Source organism: Thorsellia anophelis DSM 18579, from assembly GCF_900111395.1.
In the GTDB taxonomy this organism is placed as follows: domain Bacteria; phylum Pseudomonadota; class Gammaproteobacteria; order Enterobacterales; family Thorselliaceae; genus Thorsellia; species Thorsellia anophelis.
In genome coordinates, this window is the sequence record NZ_FOHV01000027.1 from 14,090 (window position 1) to 35,914 (window position 21,825).

A 21,825-nucleotide genomic window follows, 5' to 3' on the forward strand; every position below is an offset into this window, starting at 1 on the left:
ATTAGTCTTTGCTTAATTCAAATGTTAAAATTTTGGATCTCCTTTGATAATTATACAGCTCTCTTTTTTCTAATGGTAAATCATCTATTTCTGCTGGTATAAATCCCCGCTCTTGAAACCAATGAATACTTCGAGTAGTCAATACAAAAATCTTATCTAATCCTATTTTTTTCGCCTTTTGTTTTATATGGACTAATAGATTATCCCCTCTTGAAGAACTTCTATATTCAGGATGAACAGCAACACATGCCATTTCCCCCATTTTTTCTGTCTCAAAAGCATAAAGTGCGGCGCAAGCGATCGTCAGATTATCTCTAACAATAACTGTAAACTTATCAATCTCCATTTCTAACTGCTCTCGTGAGCGCCTAACAAGCACCCCCTGCTCTTCTAAGGGACGGATTAACTCTAAAATACCACCAATATCGTGAATTGTAGCTTGTCTAACTTGTTCTGCACTTTCTTGAACAATTTGAGTTCCAATTCCATCTCTAGAAAAAAGTTCCTGCAATAATGAACCATCTTCTTCGAAACTAATTAGATGGCTTCTTGGCACTCCCTGCTGACATGCATTAACTGCTGCAGTTAAAAACCTTAATGTGTTTTCATTGTGCATTATCTCGTTTCTTGACAAGTTGCTCGCTTTTGCTTTGGCAAGATTATCAGAAAGTAATTGAATAAATTTTGATGAGGTATTGGGGAAGATTTCAGAAATTACTTGCCCTGTTTCATCACTAATCCCTTGCACGTCAGAAAAACCAATCAACTTTTCAGCTTTAATTTTAATTGCAATTTGCATTGCAATTTCTTCAGCTGTCAAATTAAAACTTTCACCTGTAATAGAAACAGCTACAGGACCAATTAATACTATTGCATGGTTATCTAATTGTTTGTTTATAGCAGCTGTGTCAATTCTTCTAATACGACCACTATGTTGATAATCGATCCCATCATCCACCCCTAAAGGTTGGGCAATCACGAAATTACCACTCACAACATTAATATGCACTCCCTGCAAAGGAGTGTTATTAACACTCATTGATAATTCAGAAGTGATATCTAACTGCAACATTCCTGCTGTTTGCTTAACAATTTTCAGCGTTTCACTATCAGTCACCCTGATATTTTTATGATAAACGGGCGCATATTTATGCAATTCTAAATTTTCTTCAATTTGCGGTCTTGCGCCATAAACTATCACCAACCTAATGCCAAGGCTATGTAGCATACCAATATCGTTTAAGATATTGACAAAGTTTTTATGCAATAATGTTTCACCACTTAGCATAACAACAAATGTCTTACCTCGATGAGCATTGATATAAGGAACTGATTGTCTAAAGCCTTGAACTAATTCAGTACTTCTTGTTTGTTTTATCGTGTTTTTCACGTTGCCTCTATCTAAAAATATGACCAAGGAATCCTTAAATTGAACACAACTTCTGCATTAACAGAATCGTGCTTTAAAGTTCGTAGAATAAAATACGAAGTTTAGCAATTATTTAATCCGTTAATCCTTACTCCAACCTCATACATTTTTTCATTCTATGAATATTTATTCAAAATGCAATTTATTTTCATATCACGTATGAATAAAGCCTTATTTCCTTGTACAGTAAGCATGACCTAAGAATAATTAAGACTTTTTTGTATCATTTGAAACTTTATTGTATTATATCCATACAATAAAGTATAATGATTTACCATAAACTTAAATTATTAAGATGCTGGGACATTTTGCGTTATATGAAAAGCTAGAGTATTAGACTTTAAAGGAGCAAGCCATATTAATGGATACAAAAAATAGTGAACAATTAAAGGCCCTTGCTGGTGCTATGATCATGCATCCACGTGCAACTTTACAAGAAATCGCAGAGCTCGTAGGACTAAGCCGTGCGACTTTACATAGAACATATGGTACGAGAGAAAGAATCAATGAACAAATTTTTTCTTTAGCCACAAAAACATTAAATGAATTATTTAATGATATCAATCTTGAAGAAAATGATATTGAAAAAACTTTCCTTGGTTTGATCGAATTACATTATGAGCATCAAACCTTATTACGTTTTTTATGTGCTAATCCTACAGCAATAGATGAATCAAAATTTGAAGCCTACATGAATTGGTTAAATCGTTTTTTTATATATGGCCAGAGGAAAGGATACTTTAAACTTGACCTTAATGCTAATGTACTCACAGAGGCTTTCGTTTCATTACTATATGGCTTAATAGAATCAGCTGGACGAGGGAGAATTGCAAAAACAAATCTCACAGAACATATTGCTATGTGTTTTTTAAAAGGGACAAAAGCATAGCTATGTTTGTGTATAGCCATAAAATAATATCTTAACCCTTAATTTAATAACGCCAACCCAGTTAAATTAAAATATTTGATGAAAAGGAACTAATGTGAAAACAGAGAATGATTCATCCCTTACAAATGAAATGCAAAATCCAATATTGGCTATAAATAGACAAATTAAACAATCAGGAATCGGAAAAAAAATACTAAGAGGTATCATTTGGATTATTTTTCTCATGCTATTAATTGTCGGCATAGTAATGATATTTAATTATTTAGGTTCACGTCCTGAACCTGAAGTTGCCCTTCCTCCTCCCATTACAGTCTCTACCGCTGTTCTTAAAGAGGGAAGTATTACCCCAAAATATTCGTTTATTGGTGAAATTAAAGCAAAGCAAACTGCTTCAGTGAGCGTTGAAGTTAATAACGCAAGGATATTGTCTTTACCTGTAGATGCTGGCACTTATGTGAAAACGGGAGATATTTTAGCAATCCTAGACAATCAAACTTTACAGTATCAACGAGATCAAGCGGCAAGTAATTTTGAACAAGCCAGAGATGAATATCAAAGAAAAACTCGATTAGGTAGTGCTGGTGGAATTAGTCAAGAGCAATTAGTATCAAGCCGTACAGCGATGGAATCGGCAAAAGCGAGATTAGATGATGCTGAATTAACGCTTTCTAAAAGTACACTTCGTTCACCTGTGGATGGGATAATCATTACAAGGCACCAAGATATTGGTTCACTTGCGAATCCAACTTCACCTTTGTTTACAATTGCAGTTGATGGGTTAACTGAATTTGTAGCTAAAGTACCTGAAAATCAACTGCAGCTTTTTAGCATTGGACAAATAGTCAATATCCAATTAAGTGGGCAACCTGAACCACTTAGTGGCAAAATTAGGCTAATCGAGCCATTAATTAACGCCACAGAGAGAACTGCTAATCTATATCTATCTTTTGATGATGCAACGTTTAAACCTATTGGATTATTTGGCATGGCTAATATCGAATTAGCAGATAAAACGGGATTAATTGTTCCAACCACAGCTATATTGCTTGATGAACAAGGAAACTATATTTGGACCGTGAACGCTGAAAGTAAAATTGATAAAACTTACATCAAAGAAATATCGAGGCAAGATAATCAAGCAATCATTGAGTTAGTTCAATTAAATACTCCTATAAAAACTGATTCACAAATCCATGTAGTTTTAAGAGCCGGAACATTGATAAATGAAGGTGATATAGTAAATTCATTTCAATTAGACTCAATTACAAGTTCGAACTAAACTTACTAGGGAAAGCATATATGTCAATGCCATTATCAACTTGGTCTATTAGAAACCCAATTCCACCTTTAGTTCTTTTTTTAGTGCTAATAGTAACGGGGTTGATTAGCTTTAAATTTTTACCTATTACACAAACACCTAACTTAGTCATTCCTGTTGTTATCGTAACAGTCAATCAACCAGGCGCAGCTCCGGCTGAAATTGAAACGCAAGTTACCCAAAAAGTAGAAGGTGCGCTCACAGGTATACAAGGCGTTAAACATATTAATTCAACGATTCGAGAAGGTAGTTCAAGTACTATGATCGAATTTTATATGAGTACTGATATCGACAGAGCCGTTAATGATACCCGCGATGCCATTACTAAAATTCGTTCAGATTTACCTAGCTCTATTTTAGATCCTGTCATTCAAAGATTTGAAGCTGAATCACAACCTATATTAATCTACACTCTTGGTTCATCTGTACAAAATCAAGAAGAGTTGAGTTGGTTTATAGATGATACTTTAAGCCGTGAACTATTATCTATTTCAGGAGTTGCTACGGTTACAAGAAATGGTGGTATTGATAGAGAAATAACATTAGTGCTTGATCCTGATAGATTAGCTGCTTATGGGATAAGTGCACAGCAAGTGAGTCAACAAATTGCTCAAACAAATATTAACTTACCAAGCGGGCGTTTTACACTTGGAGATCAAGAGTTTACCTTACGTACAATTGGTAACCAAAAAACGGTATCTGATCTACAGAGTATGTGGATTGCACTGAATAATCAACAACGAGTTAAATTGACCGATCTTGGCCATATAACGGATGGAACAGTTGAGCAACGTAACATTACTAGACAAGACAATAATCCCGTTATTACCTTTAGTATTACTCGCTCTAAAGGGTCTAGCGACGTTACCGTTGGTAATAAAGTTGCAGAAAAAATTGAAATGCTTAAAAAAGCGAATCCCGATCTAGTATTCACCCTAGCATTATCGATGGTTGAATTCACTCAGACCACTTATGACTCAACAATTTATACGTTTTTTGAAGCCGCGTTTCTTACCATTTTTGTTATATTTCTCTTTTTAAGAGACCTAAGAGCAACATTTATTGCTGCTATTACAATTCCTTTATCAATCATTCCAACTTTCATTTTTATGCAAGCCATGGATTTTTCACTTAACATGGTAAGTTTACTCGCTATCTCTTTAGTAACAGGGGTGCTGGTAGATGATGCTATAGTTGAAATAGAAAATATTCATAGGCATATGCATGAAGGGAAAAAACCTTATTCTGCTGCTGTAATTGCTGCAGATGAAATAGGGCTAGCCGTTGTTGCAACTACAATGGTAATATGTTCTGTTTTTATGCCTGTGAGTTTTATGGATGGTATTGCAGGTCAATACTTTAGAGAATTTGGCCTAACAGTTGCCGTATCTGCTTTTTTTTCGTTAGTGGTTGCAAGACTTTTGACCCCGATGCTGTGCGCCTATTTTTTGAAAATGCCTAAGCATTTTAATGAAGAACAGAAGCAAGGTTGGATAATGAAAAACTACCAGCGTATGCTCAGATGGACATTAGATCACAGGGCTAAAACCGTCTCTTTAGCAGTTGTAGTGATGTTTTTTTCTTTTGGCATAGCTGGATATGTCCCTACTGATTTTTTACCAGTTAGTGATTATGGTCAATCAAGGTTATCTGTTCAACTTCCTCGTGGTGCAGATGCTGCCCAAACCGATAAAGCGATGCAAGAAATTGCAAAAAAACTTAAAATGCGTTCTGAAGTTGATTTCACAATTACAAGCGTCTCAGCTGAAAATGTCAACCGAGGTGAAATCAATATCAAACTCATTCCTGCGGATAAAAGATCACTATCTCAAAGAGAATTTGAAAGTGATGTTTTACCTTCACTAATGACACTGCCTGATGTGAAAGTAGATTTCAGCAAAGTTGAGGGTGGAAAAGATCTGTCTTATAACTTGGTTGGCAATAATTCTGAGTTATTACAGCAAACTGCTCAAGCCATTGAGCGAGAAATGAGAGCTTTACCTGAACTTATCAGTGTAAGCACTAGTGCAGGTGAGCGTCAGCCAGAAGTGATTATTACCCCTAATTACCCTAAGGCAGCGCAGCTTGGTATCACTCCAGAGGCAATTGGCTACGCACTAAACATTGCAACTTTAGGTGATATAGAATCACGTTTAGCAAAATTCAATGAAGGTAGCCGCCAAGTGCCAATTCGCGTTAGATTGCCAGTTGGTGAAGAACAAACCTTGGATGTGTTAAGAAATCTTCCAATCAGAACATCAAGTGGTAGTACCGTGCCATTAGTTGCTGTTGCAGATTTAAGTTTTGCACTTGGGCCAACAGTCATAGAACGCTACGATCGTGTTCAAAAAATTGCCATTGAAGCAAATCTAAATAATGTCGCATTAGGTGCAGGTGAGCAAAAATTATTTGAACTTGAGAGTGTCAAAAATTTACCCCAAGGAATTACATTAACAAGAAGTGGTGATGCTGAGGTGTTTAATGAGTTATTAACCAACTTCTTCTTAGCGATTGGCGCCGGCTTACTACTTGTTTACGTAGTACAAGTTTTACTCTATAAAGATTGGCTCCAACCTTTAACTCGAATGGCAGCCCTTCCCTTGTCAATTGGTGGTGCTTTCTTCTTGTTGCTGATTACCGGTACACCTTTTAGCATGCCTGTTATGATAGGGATGCTAATGTTGATGGGTATCGCTGATAAGAATGCCATTTTATTAGTTGATTATATGTTAGAGCTAATAGATAGGGGTGAAGACAAAAGAACAGCGATATTAAAAGCGTGCCAAGTTAGAGCAAGACCAATTATAATGACATCACTTGCAATGTTAGCAGGTATGATACCTATCGCTATGGGTATTGGTTTGAATACTGAATTTAGAGCGCCTATGGCAGTTGCCGTAGTCGGTGGTTTGATTTCGTCAACATTGCTTAGTTTAATTTTTGTACCTGTACTCTTTAGTATCGTTCGCGATATTAAAGTTTGGTTAGCATCATTGCTTAAACCATTTGTAAACCAAGCAGAATAATGTTCATTTCCCCAATAGGTCATCATCTACTGGGGAGTTTAGTGATATCCGTGACTATTATCAGGTAGATTAATAATGACTATAATAAATGAAAAGCCAATACCCTATGCAGAATTTGTATCAAGCTTTGAATCAATTAGCTATTTTAATAAACAAGAGATGCCAGACGAATTACTATATGGAGTTTATGAAAGTCCTATTGGATTAATTACCTTGGGTATTTATGAAAATGCCCTCTGTTATTTATCGTTTGCTGAAATCTGTGAGAGAACCAATCTACCTTTACCGGCAAAAAAACTAGAAAATTTTTATAAAAAAACAGCTAAACTATCAGATAACCACCCAATTATAAACCAATGCAAAAAAGAACTCAGTGAATATTTTCAATATCAAAGACAGGAATTTACGATACCGTTGGCACTTCCAGGTACATTTTTCCAAAGACAAGTTTGGGCTTCATTAACTCACATCCCTTATGGTTCTACTATTTCGTACCAAATGCAAGCAGCATGGATTCATAATGAAAAAGGTATGCGTGCTGTAGGGACTGCTAATGGCGCTAATCCAATTGCACTTATCATACCATGCCACCGAGTTATTGGTAAAAATGGTCATTTAACAGGTTACGCTGGTGGTCTACACATTAAAAAAGCATTACTCGATTTTGAAAATAGGATAGTATTCAACTTATAATTCCAAAATCCTGTAATACAGATAAATTTTTCACTATTTCATCTGATACAATCTTTGGTTTAGAGGTACGATTAAACTTCTTTAACAGTCTGATTGGCTTCTATCCATCTGAACCTAATAAAAGTATTAGCATTAACTGGTTTTAATCTTAATGGGAACGTGATTTTTTTAATTAAATGGATTAACTGCGGGTTTAAAAATTATGATTGTTTAGCAAAATTATTGCCTAAAGCATAAAATTAGATTACGCGATGATTTTATACTTTAGGTACTCAACTTTTGTTTAAGTGCTATCGCTTAACTTCTTAGTGCTTTTAAGTAAGCATCATACTCTTCATCATATTGAGCTAATTGCATCTGACTAATTGGTTTAACTTCGCAGGCAAAACCTTGATTAGTACAAATATAGATAGCAGGCACCGCGCCTTGATCACTGACAACAAAGATAAAGCCATCTGGGTAGTTTGTCGCGCAACCAAAACGCCCCATCCTGTCAATCGCAATCAAAGACATCGAACCAGATGTTTTACCAAGATAATCGAGTTTTTCATAGTGATCTCTTAGGGCTGTTTCGCAAGCTAATTGAGCAGATATTCCTGTTGATAATAAACGTATAACCTCATATGAAAGACTACCCTTCATAATATCATCACCTGAGCCCACCGCTACCGCAGCACCGATACTGCTATCAGCATAACACCCACATCCTAACATTGGAACATGGCTTACCACTCCACTACGTTTCATAAACCAATCAGAACCAGAAAGTGCAGCGGCAATGCTCCCTTCTTTGTCAATTCCTAATACTGCAACAGCACCAAAATGTCTGACTGATTTTTTATCTAACTTTCGATCTATAGATTTTTGCCACAAATATTTCGCTTCATCTGTCAAAATATTTTGTATTGGCATACTCCGTTGCTCAGCGTACTGAGTAACTGCTTTACCCGCCCTAACACTATCAATTTTACGGATACTTAAACTTTGGGCAATTTGTGAAGGATGCATGATATCAACAGCACAAGTTACAGCACCAAAGCCTAATGTATCACCATCCATGTAAGCAGCATCAAGCTCTACAACACCATCTCGATTTGGTAATGCGCCTAGGCCAGCACAATAAATATCAGGATTGCTCTCCATCTCCATCATCGCTCTTTCAATCGCCGCGCCAATTGATTGATTATTTTCTAACATTAATCTTGCATGATTAATCGCATCATGCGACATTCTCCATGCACCAATTATACAATTTCTCATTGCCCCTCCATGTTTATACGCCTCAAATTTGATTAGGACGTATGTAAATTAAAATATGTAACGCTTAATCTAAAATTCAGATAAATTAGTTATCTAGTCTCATCCATCTGAGGGAATTTGCACCAGAAACATTAGGATCTCGCGAGCACTGTAATAAGATTGCATCTCCTATTACGATAACTGAACCCTCAGAATAAAAAACATTATTATAAATACAACAGTTATTTGAGCATTGATTAGCAACATCTTGCCTATTTTGAGTGTCTGTAATTAGAGGTAAGTTAATATTTGGTTGTAGCGTAATATGTCCTTGGTGATTAGGCAAAGTTGCTGGCAATGTAGTAGGTACACTTACATTTGCATTTACAAGACCAAATCCCCCTAAATAAAACAAACACACTAAAGCTGTTTTCGATAAAATATAACTCATTTTATTGTGAATAATATATTTCTTAAAATTCCCTTTTGACATATTCATTCCTATCTTAAAATTTCGTCAAGTTTATAACCATTAAATGCCTAAAAATATAAGTATGCAATTATTTATTAGAGGCAAAAGCCGCATCCACTATTTCAACAGCTTCTTTAGAAATAAGATCTAAATGCTCATGACTGATAAAACTTTCACAATAAATTTTATATGCTTCTTCTGTACCAGACGGTCTAGCAGCAAACCAACCATTATCAGTCACTACCTTAAGCCCACCGATAGAAGCATTATTGCTTGGGGCATGTGTGATCCTTGCTGTAATAAGATCTCCGGCTAAGGTTTTAGCTTGAACCTGATCAGGGGATAATTTACTTAAAATTGCTTTTTGTTCATGAGTAGCATTAGCTTGAATCCGATTATAAATTGGCGCACCAAATTTTTCTGATAATTCATCGTAGTGAACCTGTGGATTTTTTCCTGTTCTAGCAGTTATTTCGGCACTCAATAGGCACATGATAATCCCATCTTTATCTGTTGACCAAGGTTTTGCATCAAACCTTAAAAAAGATGCACCAGCACTTTCTTCTCCTCCAAATCCTAATTTACCAGTATATAACCCATCAACAAACCACTTAAATCCAACTGGAACTTCAACTAGCTTGCGGTTAAGTGAGCTTACCACTCTATCAATCATCGCACTAGAAACAAGCGTTTTACCCACACCAAGATCAACCGGCCAGCCTGGTCTATTTTGATACAAATAATTTATAGCAACCGATAAATAGTGATTTGGATTCATCAAACCTGCAGGCGTTACAATCCCATGTCTATCATAATCAGGATCATTTGCAAACGCTAAATCAAATTTATCTTTTAGTCTTAATAAGCCTCCCATTGCATCAACTGAAGAGCAATCCATTCTGATAACACCATCATGGTCTAAAGGCATAAATCGGAATGTTTGATCAACTTGATCATTAACTAAGGATAAATTTAATTTATAATATTCTGCAATTTGTTGCCAATATGCAATACCTGAACCACCTAAAGGATCAACACCTAATTTTAACCCTGCTTGCTGGATAACAGATAAATCGACTACATTGACTAAGTCCTCGACATAAGGCATCATCATGTCTTGTTGTATAATGAATTGACTTGATATTGCTTGGGATAAAGAAATCCTCTTCACACCTGCTAAAACCGCATTCTCACTACTACGTTCGTCTAGTAATTGATTTGCTCTTTTTTCAATCAAACCAGTAAAGTCAGTATCAGCAGGGCCACCATTAGGTGGATTATATTTTATACCCCCATCTTCAGGTGGATTGTGAGATGGCGTAATGACTATGCCATCTGCTAAATGAATAGGATTAGATTTATTGTGAGTTAAAATAGCATGTGATATAGCTGGCGTAGGAGTAAATCCATTCTCAGGTTGAATAATAACAGTCACTTGATTAGCTGCAAGCACTTCAAGAACAGAGATAAATGCGGGCTCAGAAAGTGCGTGAGTATCTTTGCCAACATAACAGGGTCCTGTTATTCCTTTCGCATGTCTAATTTCAGCAATAGCTTGAGCAATTGCGAGAATATGAGCTTCATTAAAGGTATGTTTAGTAGATGAGCCTCTATGCCCTGATGTGCCAAATTTAACAGCATGAGCAGATTCATGTAGTGCGGGCTGCAAAACATAATATTGTGAAGTTAATTTTGCAACATTGATTAAATCACATGAGGTCGGCTGCTGACCTGCTCTTGGGTGCTTTGCCATAATGCGTCTCCATATCAACTGAATTATCTTCAGCTCTAAAGTGAAATTACTTCTTTAACCATGCTTTTTCAAAAAGTGAATTAATACCTAGTAATGCTATATGAACTTATATCTACTCTGAATTTAAAGAACAGTAACTCAGAAAGTTTATATCTTTATATTTAAACACTTAAACAAAAAATGCATTTTCATTCAAAAAATGTTTAGAATGTTAACATTGTAAAAAAATGACATAATTCATTATATATCTAACTGAGTTATGAAACAAATTTATAGAACTATTAAAAAGGCATTTTACATTATTTTTTCTCATAACCATTCTATTAATAAATCATGTTTTATCCCCAGATTTAAGTTAAATGAACGACTAAATTCGCTTAAGTGAGTCCATATTCAAATATGGATAAAAACTTAATAGTACTCTGTTTTTTTTAATAATCACATTCAACCTGAAGTTTAACATCCATTCACAAGCATCTTAAAAAATAACTTAATGTTTAGTTTAATAAAAAACCATCTAAATTGTAATCTCGTAAAATTGCACAACCTTAAAAAACAGAACTTATACTCAATGAAAATCAAGAAACAAGTTTTAGCACTACTCAAGGACTACTAAATGGTAATCAGAACGATACCTGCCCTCAACCAGATGTAATTTGGGTATAATACATTTAAGGGATGACAATTATATAGTCAAAACATGTTTAGACTAGTCTGTTATAATTAAATCTTTAATAAATTAACATACCACTTAGCATAGATACTCAATACTATCATTTCTATTGTAGGAAATACTCATGTCTCCAATAAACAATTTATTGCATTATCATTACATTAAATCCTCTAACCAATCCGCTGATTCAAAACCTACTATAGTCATGTTACATGGTTTATTTGGCGCAGGAAGTAATTTAAAAATACTCGCAACTGCACTTGAGCAACAGTATCATATTTTACTTATTGATCTTCGAAACCACGGTAGTTCATTTCATGCAAATCTACATACCTATGATGCAATGGCATTAGATGTATTAGCACTCCTAGATACACTTGATTTAGAAACAGTAACTATTATTGGGCATTCAATGGGAGGAAAAGTAGCGATGCAGCTGACTACTTACTTAGCGAAAAAACTCACTAAACTTATTATTCTAGATATTGCCCCAGTTAAATATGAAATTAGAAGACACGATGATATTTTTAAAGCATTAAAATTAATTCAATCAAATCAAATAATAAAGAGGCCAGAAGCTAGCCAAATTTTCAAATCATTTGAATTGCCAAATGCTATAGCACAATTTTTACTCAAGTCATTTGTTGATGGGAGCTGGAAATTTAATTTAGCGGTATTAGAGGAAAATTATGATAATATACTTGGCTGGGATGAAATTGAAAGTACTCAGTGCGATACGTTATTTTTGATCGGTTCTGAATCAGATTACGTTACTGCAGAGCATAAAGATGCAATTATCAAACAATTTCCTAATTCTAAAGCCCACATTATTAATGGTGCAGACCATTGGGTTCATGCTGATAAACCTGAACAAGTCATTAGAACAATTAACTCGTTCCTAATGAAAAAACAAGCTGATTTTTAGGCAATAAATTGAGTAAAAATTTATTCTCACATCTCTGATGAAGCTCAATTTTTAAGAAAATTTTATAATTTTGAACTCATTCTGTGATGGTATAAAATCTTGAAGTTAATAGCTAGACTACTTTAACTATTACCTAAATATCAAGTTAAATAGACATCAAAATTATACTTTTACATACTGTTCAAAAATTAAACTTATAGAGAATTCAATTAAACAGTATGTTGGGTGTATGTACTATGACTTTTAGGTATTAACCAATAATAGCATCTAAATTGAGCTCATCTTTAATTTGATTGACCCATGCTAACACTCTTTCATCGGTTAACTCTGGCTGCCTATCTTCATCTATTGCTAAACCATAAAAGTGTTCATCATCTACAAGCCCCTTCGAAGCTTCAAAATAATAGCCCTCAGTTGGCCAAATACCAATAATAGCCGCACCTTTTGGTTCTATTATGTTAGCTAAAGTTCCTAAAGCATCACAAAAATATTCAGCATAATCTTCTTGATCCCCACAACCAAATAAACCGACGAGTTTACCGTCAAAATCAATTTTTTCTAATGTAGGGAAAAAGTCATCCCAGTCACATTGTGCTTCACCATAATACCAAGTTGGGATACCAAACAACAAAATATCAAATTTTTCAATATCTTCCTTACTAGTTTTTGCAATATCGCGAATCTCTGCAATATTAGCTCCAAGGTGTTTTTGAATCATTTTTGCAATAGTTTCTGTATTACCTGTGTCTGATCCAAAAAATATACCAATTACCGACATAACGTTCATTACCTCAAAATTTCATATAAATCTGCCAAATAAAACTATAAGCTAGATAAAAATCATGACTTTCTCACTTTTATAGCAAAAGCATTATGCCCTTAGCATTTCACCAGCGTGGAACTCATTATAGTATATTATCTTCAAAAATGAAAATAAGACATATACAGAGTATTTAGTCTAACAAATATTGAAATTACGTTTATTTAGGTAGATTAAGAATATGATCTTCCCAATCTACTACCTGACTTTCAGGAACAGCCATGTGTGAAACAGTAATTCGATTAGCGTGCATCAACGACTTAGTTTTAACTTTAAGAGGATGCCAAGCTGGAATATCCTTTCCTTCACTGACTAATCGATATGCACAAGTACTTGGTAACCATTCAAACTCATCTACTTTTTCTCGTGTTAACTTAATACAATCTTCTGCTAAGTCAAATCGAATTTCATAATTCTTACAGCTGCACGTTTGAATATTTAATTGATTACATGCTACATTGGTGTAATAGATAACATCTGTATCCGCATCAATTAATTTATGGAGACAGCATTGTGCGCAACCATCACACAAAGACTCCCATTCATTATCAGTCATTTCTTCTAATGTTTTTGATTGCCAAAAAGGCAATTCATTTTTTGTTATTTTATCCATGATATTAACTCGTTATTCAATCACCTAAGAGATACTTAAAATATAACTCTCGTATTTAAAACCTTATCAACCGCTAGCCATTTACAGACGGTACTTGTATATCCACAGCATCGTATTAAAGATAGGGTTACAGTAAAATCGCTAAAAACTTACCTTATGTCCAAGCAAATTTTCTGGTTTAGGAGGGAGTTGCAAGTAATACCCTAATTCGTTGATAGAAGAACGGACTGCATTTATATCAACCCGCGCTAATTTTGTTTTTTTATTCAGGTCAAAGACCAGACTAAAAATAGGTTTTCCAAAAATCGTCATCAGCTCTGAGGGAACGCCTGAAAAATCATCCTTTTTATTTAAATAGAGATATAAATCTTCTCTTTTTAAACTTCTATAAACATAAACAATCATAATATCCTTGCCGATTAATACTAGAATGTCAGTTAATGTTAAACAAAAAACACTCGAGTAAGTTAAATAATTAGACTTTATCAGAGTAGCACTCAGGCCGTCGAAGAGGTAAACTCATTAATTCAATGCACTTGTAACTTAAATTCTATTAAATCATAATATTCAATAGAATCTATGGTGAACAATTTAATTACTCTCAAAAAACCCTCCAAAATTACAATTCATTAATCTCTTTACACACCGCAAGTGACACCTAAATTCATTTAGTTTCCAATATCATAACAAAAGGGGATAAATTAAGTGAAATTATCAACAATTTTCATAAAAAACTGTTAGAATTATTAGTTGATTTTAGATGGATTGTAGCAGAAAGACTTATAATTTGATATGGTCGGCACACAAAAACCAGCACTTAATTGAATTGTAAGTTATATTTCTTGTTGTATTATTGAAATCATGCAGTAATAAAACTTTTGTGAATAACGCATACCATCCTTGCATATCAAAACTTAAACTTAGAGTAGAATCATGACGGAACAAAAACTTGAGCTCAAGGGGACTAATTTCACCTTATCAGTTATTCATCTATTTGACGCAGATATTGATATTATCAAACAAAGTTTACTTGAAAAGGTAGCCCAAGCACCCTCTTTTTTCAAATATGCACCTATTGTGATAAATATCAGTCATATTCAGGATTTTAATGATTGGATAAACCTAAAAAATGTCATTCATGATTGTGGTCTACATCTTGTAGGTATCAGTGGTTGTACTTCTGCGGAATTAAAAATGACGATAAATCAAGCTGGGATTGCTGTGCTGACTGAAGGGAAAAAAATCGAACCACAAAAGGATAAAACTTCTATTGATTCCGCGGCGGCTGCAATGCCATCTACACATATAAATGAGGCTGATCTAACAAAATCAAAACCCGTTGAAAATATTGAAAAAACCAAAGAAAGCAGAGTCAAAACCAAAGTAGTAACAACACCAATTCGTTCTGGGCAGCAAATTTATGCTAGAAATTCAGACTTAGTGGTTTTGAATAATGTTGGTGCTGGTGCAGAAGTAATTGCTGATGGAAATATACATATTTACGGTATCATGAGAGGTAAAGCTCTTGCGGGTGCCTCTGGAGATGAAGATGCTAAAATATTTTGTCAAAACCTAGAAGCAGAACTTCTCTCTATTGCTGGAAATTACTGGCTAAATGAGCAAATCCCCAAAGATCAACTTGGAAAAGCAGCTTTAGTCACTTTAACAGAACGTGGGCTTATATTAGATAAACTATAACAAGCAACATTCTGTTAACTTTATAAAAAGTTATAATTTAGACTAATTTTTTATCTACACAACATTGTAATCAAAATTTAACATTTAACTTACTAATATTTTTTCATCTAAGGATATACACTATGACTAAAGTTCTTGTGGTTACTTCAGGTAAAGGTGGTGTTGGGAAAACAACATCTAGTGCAGCTATTTCTACGGGACTTGCGCGCAAAGGAAAGAAAACAGTTGTAATTGACTTTGACATTGGGCTAAGAAATTTAGACCTTATCATGGGATGTGAACGCAGGGTTGTTTATGATTTTGTAAATGTCATTCAAGGAGACGCAACACTTAACCAAGCACTAATTAAAGATAAGCGCACTGAAAATTTATACATTCTACCAGCTTCACAAACACGAGATAAAGATGCATTAACTCGTGATGGGGTTGAAAAAGTCATTAACGAACTAAAAGAAATGGAATTTGACTTTATTATCTGCGACTCCCCAGCAGGAATCGAGAGTGGTGCTCTTATGGCACTTTATTTCGCTGATGAGGCAATCATTACAACTAACCCTGAGGTATCATCTGTCCGTGATTCAGACAGAATACTAGGTATATTATCATCAAAATCGAAACGTGCAGAGCAAGGCGATAATCCAATTAAAGAGCATCTTCTAATCACTCGTTATAACCCTACACGTGTAAGCCATGGGGACATGCTGAGCATGGAGGATGTTTTGGAAATTTTACGAGTGCCTCTTGTTGGATTAATTCCTGAAGATCAATCTGTACTTAGAGCATCAAATCAAGGTGAACCTGTTATACTTGACGAAAATTCGGATGCAGGAAAAGCCTATGACGATATGGTAGCTCGCCTCTTAGGTGAAGAAAGACAATTTCGTTTTTTATCCGAGGAAAAGAAAAGTTTCCTCAAACGCCTATTTGGAGGATAAGTCATGTCATTAATTAACTTTTTTCTCTCAAAAAAGAAAAATACAGCAAATATTGCCAAAGAGCGCCTTCAGATTATTGTAGCAGAAAGACGAAAAGCAGATAGTGCTCCTGCTTACTTAGAAGAGATGAAACGTGATCTGTTAGCTGTTATTTGTAAATATGTACAGATTGACCCTGACATGTTACATGTTGGATATGAACAAAAAGATGATGATATATCAGTGCTAGAACTGAATATAACTTTACCTGAGAATGAAGAAAAATAAGGCTATTTTGGAGCAGATATGATTGACCCTAATTTATTGAGAACAGAACTTGACCAAGTAAAAATACAACTCGCACAACGTGGGTATGATCTAGATGTTGTTAATTGGTTAGCACTTGAGGAAGCAAGAAAATCAATTCAAGTGGAAACTGAACAATTACAAGCTGAAAGAAACGCAAGAGCTAAGGCAATTGGAATAGCTAAATCACAAGGTCAAGATATCAGCCCATTACTAGCTGAAGTTGATAACTTAGGGGATAAACTAACAATAGCTCAACAAAAGCTAAACGAGTTATTATTACAAATCAAGTCTATTACTGAAAGTATGCCTAACCTTGCAGCTGAGGGAGTTCCTGTTGGTAAAGATGAAGAAGATAATGTTGAAATTTATAAATGGGGTACACCAAAACATTTCGATTTTCCAATTGAAGATCATGTTAAACTTGGTGAGTTAGCTGATGGATTAGACTTTGCAACTGGCGTGAAAATTACAGGTTCTCGATTTGCAGTTATGAAAGGATCTATTGCAAGACTGCATCGTGCATTAAGCCAATATATGCTTGATTTGCATACTGAACAACATGGTTATACTGAATGCTATGTTCCATATTTAGTTAACCATGCGAGTTTATATGGAACAGGACAATTACCTAAATTCAGTGAGGATTTATTCCATACTAATCCTTTATCAGAAAATAAAGACTCCGCTTATTGTTTAATTCCAACTGCTGAAGTTCCTGTAACTAATATGTACAGAGATATGATTATTGATGAGTCAGAACTTCCAATTAAACTAACCGCTCACACTCCTTGTTTTCGCTCTGAAGCAGGCTCTTATGGTCGTGATACACGTGGTCTAATCCGTATGCATCAATTTGATAAAGTTGAGTTAGTGCAATTTGTACACCCTGATGAAGGAAAAAATGCGCTTGAAGAACTCACCTCACATGCAGAAAAAGTATTACAAAACTTAGAATTACCATACCGAAAAATAGTACTGTGTACCGGCGATATGGGATTTGGTGCATCTAAAACATATGATCTAGAAGTATGGGTTCCTGCCCAAGAAACTTATCGAGAAATATCATCTTGTTCTCATTTTGGAGATTTCCAAGCAAGAAGAATGCAAACTCGTTTTAAAGGTAAAAATGATAAAAAACCACGTTTAGTTCATACTCTCAATGGTTCAGGACTTGCCGTTGGTAGAACATTAGTTGCCATTTTAGAAAACTATCAACAAGCAAATGGTACCATTATTATTCCAAAAGTTTTACACCCATATATGGGTGGGCTTACTGAAATAAAATTAAACAATTAAACCCATCATATTTATATGAACGCATATTATTGAGGAAATTCATGATTATTCCAGCGATTGATTTAATTGATGGTGAGGTTGTTCGTCTACATCAAGGTAATTACACAGAAAAAAGAACCTACGGTGCTGATCCTATTGAACGGTTTATTGACTACCAATCAGATGGGGCAAAATTTTTGCATCTAGTTGACTTAACTGGCGCAAAAGATCCTAACAAAAGACAACTTGATCTTATAGAAAAAATCACCCAGTCAATTGATATTTCAATTCAAGTAGGTGGGGGAATAAGAACATTTACCGATATTGAAAACTTATTGAATATAGGCGTAAAACGCGTTGTCATAGGTTCAAAAGCGGTAACAGACCAAATTGAAGTTATTGAATGGTTTAAACATTTTGGCCCTGAGAGTATTACTTTAGCAATTGATATACGGATTGATGAAAAAGGGATTAAAAGAGTCGCGGTAAGCGGTTGGCAAGAGACATCTGAACTTACTCTTGAATCCATTTTAAATACCTATATACCATACGGTTTAAAACATGTTTTATGTACAGATATATCTAAAGATGGGACACTTACAGGTTCAAACGTCGAGCTATATAAATCTATATCTGAACTCTATCCAAGTATTGATTTCCAGTCCTCAGGAGGAATCGGATCTCTAGATGATATTAGTGCGCTCAAAGTAACAGGTGTCAAAGGTGTAATTGTAGGCAGAGCTTTATTAGAAGGAAAATTTACAGTCTCGGAGGCTATTACATGCTGGCAAAACGCATAATCCCTTGTTTAGATGTCAAAGATGGTCAGGTTGTTAAAGGTGTACAATTTAAAAATCATGAAATCATTGGTGACATTGTGCCATTAGCTAAGCGATATGCTGAAGAAGGCGCTGATGAACTTGTATTTTATGATATTACTGCATCAAGTGATGGAAGAGTTGTTGATAAAAGTTGGGTAGCTCGTGTTGCAGAAGTAATAGATATACCATTCTGCGTAGCTGGTGGGATAAAAAGCATAATAGATGCAAAAAATATTTTAAGCTTTGGTGCTGATAAAATCTCTATTAACTCACCTGCTCTTTCAAATCCAGATCTAATAACTGAACTAGCACAAAAATTTGGTTCACAATGTGTTGTGGTTGGGATAGATACATGGTTTGATGAGAATACAAATAGCTACCAAGTATATCAATTTACAGGAAATGAAGCTAAAACAAAAGCAACAACCTGGTCTACACTTGATTGGGTACAAGAAGTACAAAAATTAGGTGCGGGTGAAATTGTTTTAAATATGATGAACCAAGATGGTGTAAAAAATGGTTACGACATGGTTCAACTACAAAAGGTGCGTAAGCTGTGTAACATTCCCTTAATCGCATCAGGTGGTGCAGGTGCAATGGAACACTTTTTAGATGCATTTAACATTGCAAATGTTGATGGTGCGCTTGCAGCATCTGTATTTCACAAACAAATTGTCAATATAAAAGAGCTTAAGACTTATCTGAGGCAAAATGGTATTGAAGTACGCCTATAGCAATCTAATTAGTATTGCACAACTGCACTTAGAATAATGACTTAAATTAGCGACTAATAAATATACTATAGATACTCTTATGAAACAAATTAATGATATTGAAATTGATAGTGAGTTTTTAAATAAAATTGATTGGGATAAAGTTGAACATTTGCTACCTGTAATAGTTCAGCACGTGATTTCAGGTCAAGTATTAATGCTTGGCTTTATGAATAAAGAAGCTTTAGACAAAACTTTAGCATTAAAAAGAGTAACCTTTTACTCTCGTACTAAATCTAGACTTTGGACAAAAGGCGAATCCTCAGGTAATTTTTTACAAGTCAATTCTATCCATATCGATTGTGATAATGACACTTTACTTATTCTAGCAGATCCAATTGGCCCTACTTGCCATAAAGGCACCGTAAGTTGTTTTAAAGATGCACAAACTGATTTTAACTTCCTATATGAATTAGAAACGATAATCGCAAGTCGTAAAACTGCAGATGCAAACAGTTCTTATACAGCCTCACTTTATGCCTCAGGCACGAAAAGGATTGCCCAAAAAGTGGGAGAAGAAGGTGTAGAAACAGCACTAGCAGCCACAGTAGGTGATAGGGAAGAACTTAAAAATGAAGCTGCTGATTTACTTTACCACCTTATGGTCTTACTTCAAGATCAAGAGCTGAATCTTAGCACCATTATTAATCAACTAAAAAATCGCCATTAGTTTATGCGATTTTAATTCAAGCAGATAGTTATAAAATGATAGAAAGTAAAATAAAAAGCATAACACCTTACAATTTAAATAAACTACAGAAGCGTTTAAGAAGTCAAGTGGGTAAAGCAATTGCCGATTTCTCTATGATAGAGGAAGGTGATAAAATTATGGTTTGCCTTTCTGGCGGAAAAGATAGTTATACCTTACTTGAAATATTAAGAAGTTTACAAATTAGTGCACCTGTAAGCTTTAGCCTAGTTGCTGTTAATTTAGATCAAAAGCAACCTGGATTTCCTGAACATATTCTACCTAATTATTTGAAAGAAATTGGGGTTGAATATTTGATCGTTGAAGAAAATACTTATGGAATTGTTAAAGAAAAGATACCAGAAGGTAAAACGACTTGTTCATTGTGTTCTAGATTAAGGCGAGGTATTTTATACCGTACTGCAAAAGAGATTGGAGCGACTAAAATTGCCTTAGGACATCATAGAGATGACATGCTAGAAACATTATTTTTAAATATGTTTTATGGTGGAAAACTAAAAAGCATGCCGCCAAAACTTGTCAGTGATAACGGTGAACATATTGTCATTCGACCTTTAGCGTATTGTAGAGAAAAAGATATAATAAAATTTTCTAATGCAAAACAGTTTCCAATTATTCCATGTAATTTATGCGGTTCGCAACCTAACTTACAAAGGCAAGTTATAAAAGAGATGCTTAATGATTGGGATAAACGTTATCCTGGCCGTATAGAAACAATGTTTAGTGCATTGCAAAATATCACACCATCACACTTAGCTGATAATACTCTATTTGATTTTAAATCACTCAATAGGTTAACTGAGGCTGATAAAAAAAGAGTTGCTGAAGTAACAGGTGGTGATCAGGCTTTTGACAGAGAAATTTTTCAACCTAATCAATTCGTTGATGAACTTAATCCGTTTACTGTCAATAACAAGGGTATTACTATAACAGAATTACAGTAGCACCTATTTTGAAATAAATAATAACAAAAGGGCTTATTATTATAGTTCGAATAAACAATTTAGTTCCTAGTATCAGTACCTTCTTAAATAAAATAGTGACTAATAATTTATCATTAATCACTATTTAAATAAGGCAACTTGTTATAATTATTTCTTAAAAAACATAAACAATATTGAGCGACGACGGTATAAATTATTTGACTGTAATTAAATAGTAGCTGAGCAATAGCATACTTTTACCTGACTAATTGACTGTGGCAAATCCAATTAATGGACAAAAGAAATCAACGCTAATTCATTTTTAGCATAAAATCAAAATTTTGTTTTAGCACAAATATATGTTCATAAGCACAGCATTTTTCATCAGTATCAAATAATTCATCAATTACAGCTGTAATGGTCAAGTTTTTTTGTAGGGTTTTTTAGCCTGTTTTTAATAATTCTCTTCTTTTTTGTAATGGCGTCATGTAGCCAATTGCAGAGTTAATCCTAATGTTGTTGTAATATCTAATATAACGCCCCACAGCATCAT

The 21,825-nt window shown here is 34.6% G+C and carries 21 protein-coding genes; 13 read left to right on the plus strand and 8 right to left on the minus strand.

Features of this window, described 5'->3' with window-relative positions; genetic code table 11:
* Window position 1: 1 nt before the first annotated feature.
* Window positions 2–1,378, minus strand: a complete 1,377-nt coding sequence (argA, locus tag BMW37_RS11945; RefSeq protein ID WP_093321483.1) for an amino-acid N-acetyltransferase — start codon at window positions 1,376–1,378, stop codon at window positions 2–4.
* A gap of 412 nt (window positions 1,379–1,790) precedes the next feature.
* Between argA and BMW37_RS11950 the strand changes: the two genes are divergently transcribed.
* The 4 genes from BMW37_RS11950 to BMW37_RS11965 all read left to right on the plus strand — a co-directional run bounded on the left by BMW37_RS11950 (window position 1,791) and on the right by BMW37_RS11965 (window position 7,355).
* A complete protein-coding gene (locus tag BMW37_RS11950) occupies window positions 1,791–2,318 on the plus strand; it encodes a TetR/AcrR family transcriptional regulator (protein WP_093321434.1) in 528 nt (175 codons plus the stop codon).
* A 94-nt stretch (window positions 2,319–2,412) separates the two neighbouring features.
* The gene (locus BMW37_RS11955) at window positions 2,413–3,597 is read left to right on the plus strand and encodes an efflux RND transporter periplasmic adaptor subunit (protein ID WP_093321437.1); all 1,185 of its coding nucleotides are present in this window, start codon (window positions 2,413–2,415) and stop codon (window positions 3,595–3,597) included.
* Between the two features lie 20 nt (window positions 3,598–3,617).
* Entirely contained in the window at window positions 3,618–6,662 is a 3,045-nt protein-coding gene (locus BMW37_RS11960) for an efflux RND transporter permease subunit (RefSeq protein ID WP_093321440.1), read from the plus strand.
* 75 nt (window positions 6,663–6,737) lie between these two features.
* Entirely contained in the window at window positions 6,738–7,355 is a 618-nt protein-coding gene (locus BMW37_RS11965) for a methylated-DNA--[protein]-cysteine S-methyltransferase (protein WP_218139530.1), read from the plus strand.
* 297 nt (window positions 7,356–7,652) lie between these two features.
* Here the strand turns inward: BMW37_RS11965 and BMW37_RS11970 are convergent, their stop codons facing one another.
* The 3 genes from BMW37_RS11970 to pgm form a co-directional block, all read right to left on the minus strand.
* Entirely contained in the window at window positions 7,653–8,615 is a 963-nt protein-coding gene (locus BMW37_RS11970) for an isoaspartyl peptidase/L-asparaginase (protein ID WP_093321443.1), read from the minus strand.
* 85 nt (window positions 8,616–8,700) lie between these two features.
* Window positions 8,701–9,087 (minus strand): DUF1496 domain-containing protein, encoded by a 387-nt coding sequence (locus BMW37_RS11975; protein ID WP_245711066.1) that lies wholly within the window; start codon window positions 9,085–9,087, stop codon window positions 8,701–8,703.
* A gap of 67 nt (window positions 9,088–9,154) precedes the next feature.
* Complete coding sequence (pgm, locus tag BMW37_RS11980; protein ID WP_093321446.1) at window positions 9,155–10,819, minus strand: phosphoglucomutase (alpha-D-glucose-1,6-bisphosphate-dependent); 1,665 nt, start codon at window positions 10,817–10,819, stop codon at window positions 9,155–9,157.
* Between the two features lie 797 nt (window positions 10,820–11,616).
* Between pgm and BMW37_RS11985 the strand changes: the two genes are divergently transcribed.
* Window positions 11,617–12,417 carry an alpha/beta fold hydrolase gene (locus BMW37_RS11985; protein WP_093321448.1) on the plus strand — a complete coding sequence of 267 codons (801 nt, stop codon included), beginning with the start codon at window positions 11,617–11,619 and terminating at the stop codon, window positions 12,415–12,417.
* Window positions 12,418–12,667: 250 nt separating this feature from the next.
* On the opposite strand, the gene fldA is transcribed toward BMW37_RS11985, so the two are convergent.
* From fldA to BMW37_RS12000, 3 genes are all read right to left on the minus strand, one after another.
* On the minus strand, window positions 12,668–13,195 hold the full coding sequence (gene fldA / locus BMW37_RS11990) for a flavodoxin FldA (RefSeq protein WP_093321451.1): 528 nt from the start codon (window positions 13,193–13,195) through the stop codon (window positions 12,668–12,670).
* 202 nt (window positions 13,196–13,397) lie between these two features.
* Window positions 13,398–13,850: a YcgN family cysteine cluster protein gene (locus tag BMW37_RS11995; RefSeq protein ID WP_093321454.1), complete on the minus strand. Its 453-nt coding sequence runs from the start codon at window positions 13,848–13,850 to the stop codon at window positions 13,398–13,400.
* 141 nt (window positions 13,851–13,991) lie between these two features.
* Entirely contained in the window at window positions 13,992–14,255 is a 264-nt protein-coding gene (locus tag BMW37_RS12000) for a YcgL domain-containing protein (protein WP_093321457.1), read from the minus strand.
* A gap of 528 nt (window positions 14,256–14,783) precedes the next feature.
* Between BMW37_RS12000 and minC the strand changes: the two genes are divergently transcribed.
* The 8 genes from minC to ttcA all read left to right on the plus strand — a co-directional run bounded on the left by minC (window position 14,784) and on the right by ttcA (window position 21,293).
* Entirely contained in the window at window positions 14,784–15,548 is a 765-nt protein-coding gene (gene minC, locus BMW37_RS12005; RefSeq protein ID WP_093321460.1) for a septum site-determining protein MinC, read from the plus strand.
* Window positions 15,549–15,670: 122 nt separating this feature from the next.
* Window positions 15,671–16,483 (plus strand): septum site-determining protein MinD, encoded by an 813-nt coding sequence (gene minD, locus BMW37_RS12010; RefSeq protein WP_093321463.1) that lies wholly within the window; start codon window positions 15,671–15,673, stop codon window positions 16,481–16,483.
* A gap of 3 nt (window positions 16,484–16,486) precedes the next feature.
* Window positions 16,487–16,750, plus strand: a complete 264-nt coding sequence (minE, locus tag BMW37_RS12015) for a cell division topological specificity factor MinE (protein WP_093321466.1) — start codon at window positions 16,487–16,489, stop codon at window positions 16,748–16,750.
* Between the two features lie 18 nt (window positions 16,751–16,768).
* Window positions 16,769–18,067 (plus strand): serine--tRNA ligase, encoded by a 1,299-nt coding sequence (gene serS / locus BMW37_RS12020; RefSeq protein WP_093321469.1) that lies wholly within the window; start codon window positions 16,769–16,771, stop codon window positions 18,065–18,067.
* Window positions 18,068–18,108: 41 nt separating this feature from the next.
* Window positions 18,109–18,846 carry a 1-(5-phosphoribosyl)-5-[(5-phosphoribosylamino)methylideneamino]imidazole-4-carboxamide isomerase gene (hisA, locus tag BMW37_RS12025; protein ID WP_093321472.1) on the plus strand — a complete coding sequence of 246 codons (738 nt, stop codon included), beginning with the start codon at window positions 18,109–18,111 and terminating at the stop codon, window positions 18,844–18,846.
* Entirely contained in the window at window positions 18,828–19,601 is a 774-nt protein-coding gene (gene hisF / locus BMW37_RS12030; protein WP_093321475.1) for an imidazole glycerol phosphate synthase subunit HisF, read from the plus strand. The genes hisA and hisF overlap by 19 nt, the downstream gene beginning before the upstream one ends.
* A gap of 79 nt (window positions 19,602–19,680) precedes the next feature.
* Entirely contained in the window at window positions 19,681–20,310 is a 630-nt protein-coding gene (hisIE, locus tag BMW37_RS12035) for a bifunctional phosphoribosyl-AMP cyclohydrolase/phosphoribosyl-ATP diphosphatase HisIE (protein WP_093321477.1), read from the plus strand.
* 35 nt (window positions 20,311–20,345) lie between these two features.
* Window positions 20,346–21,293: a tRNA 2-thiocytidine(32) synthetase TtcA gene (gene ttcA, locus BMW37_RS12040; protein ID WP_093321480.1), complete on the plus strand. Its 948-nt coding sequence runs from the start codon at window positions 20,346–20,348 to the stop codon at window positions 21,291–21,293.
* Between the two features lie 422 nt (window positions 21,294–21,715).
* On the opposite strand, the gene BMW37_RS16005 is transcribed toward ttcA, so the two are convergent.
* Complete coding sequence (locus tag BMW37_RS16005) at window positions 21,716–21,817, minus strand: IS3 family transposase (RefSeq protein WP_425441798.1); 102 nt, start codon at window positions 21,815–21,817, stop codon at window positions 21,716–21,718.
* Window positions 21,818–21,825: the final 8 nt, after the last annotated feature.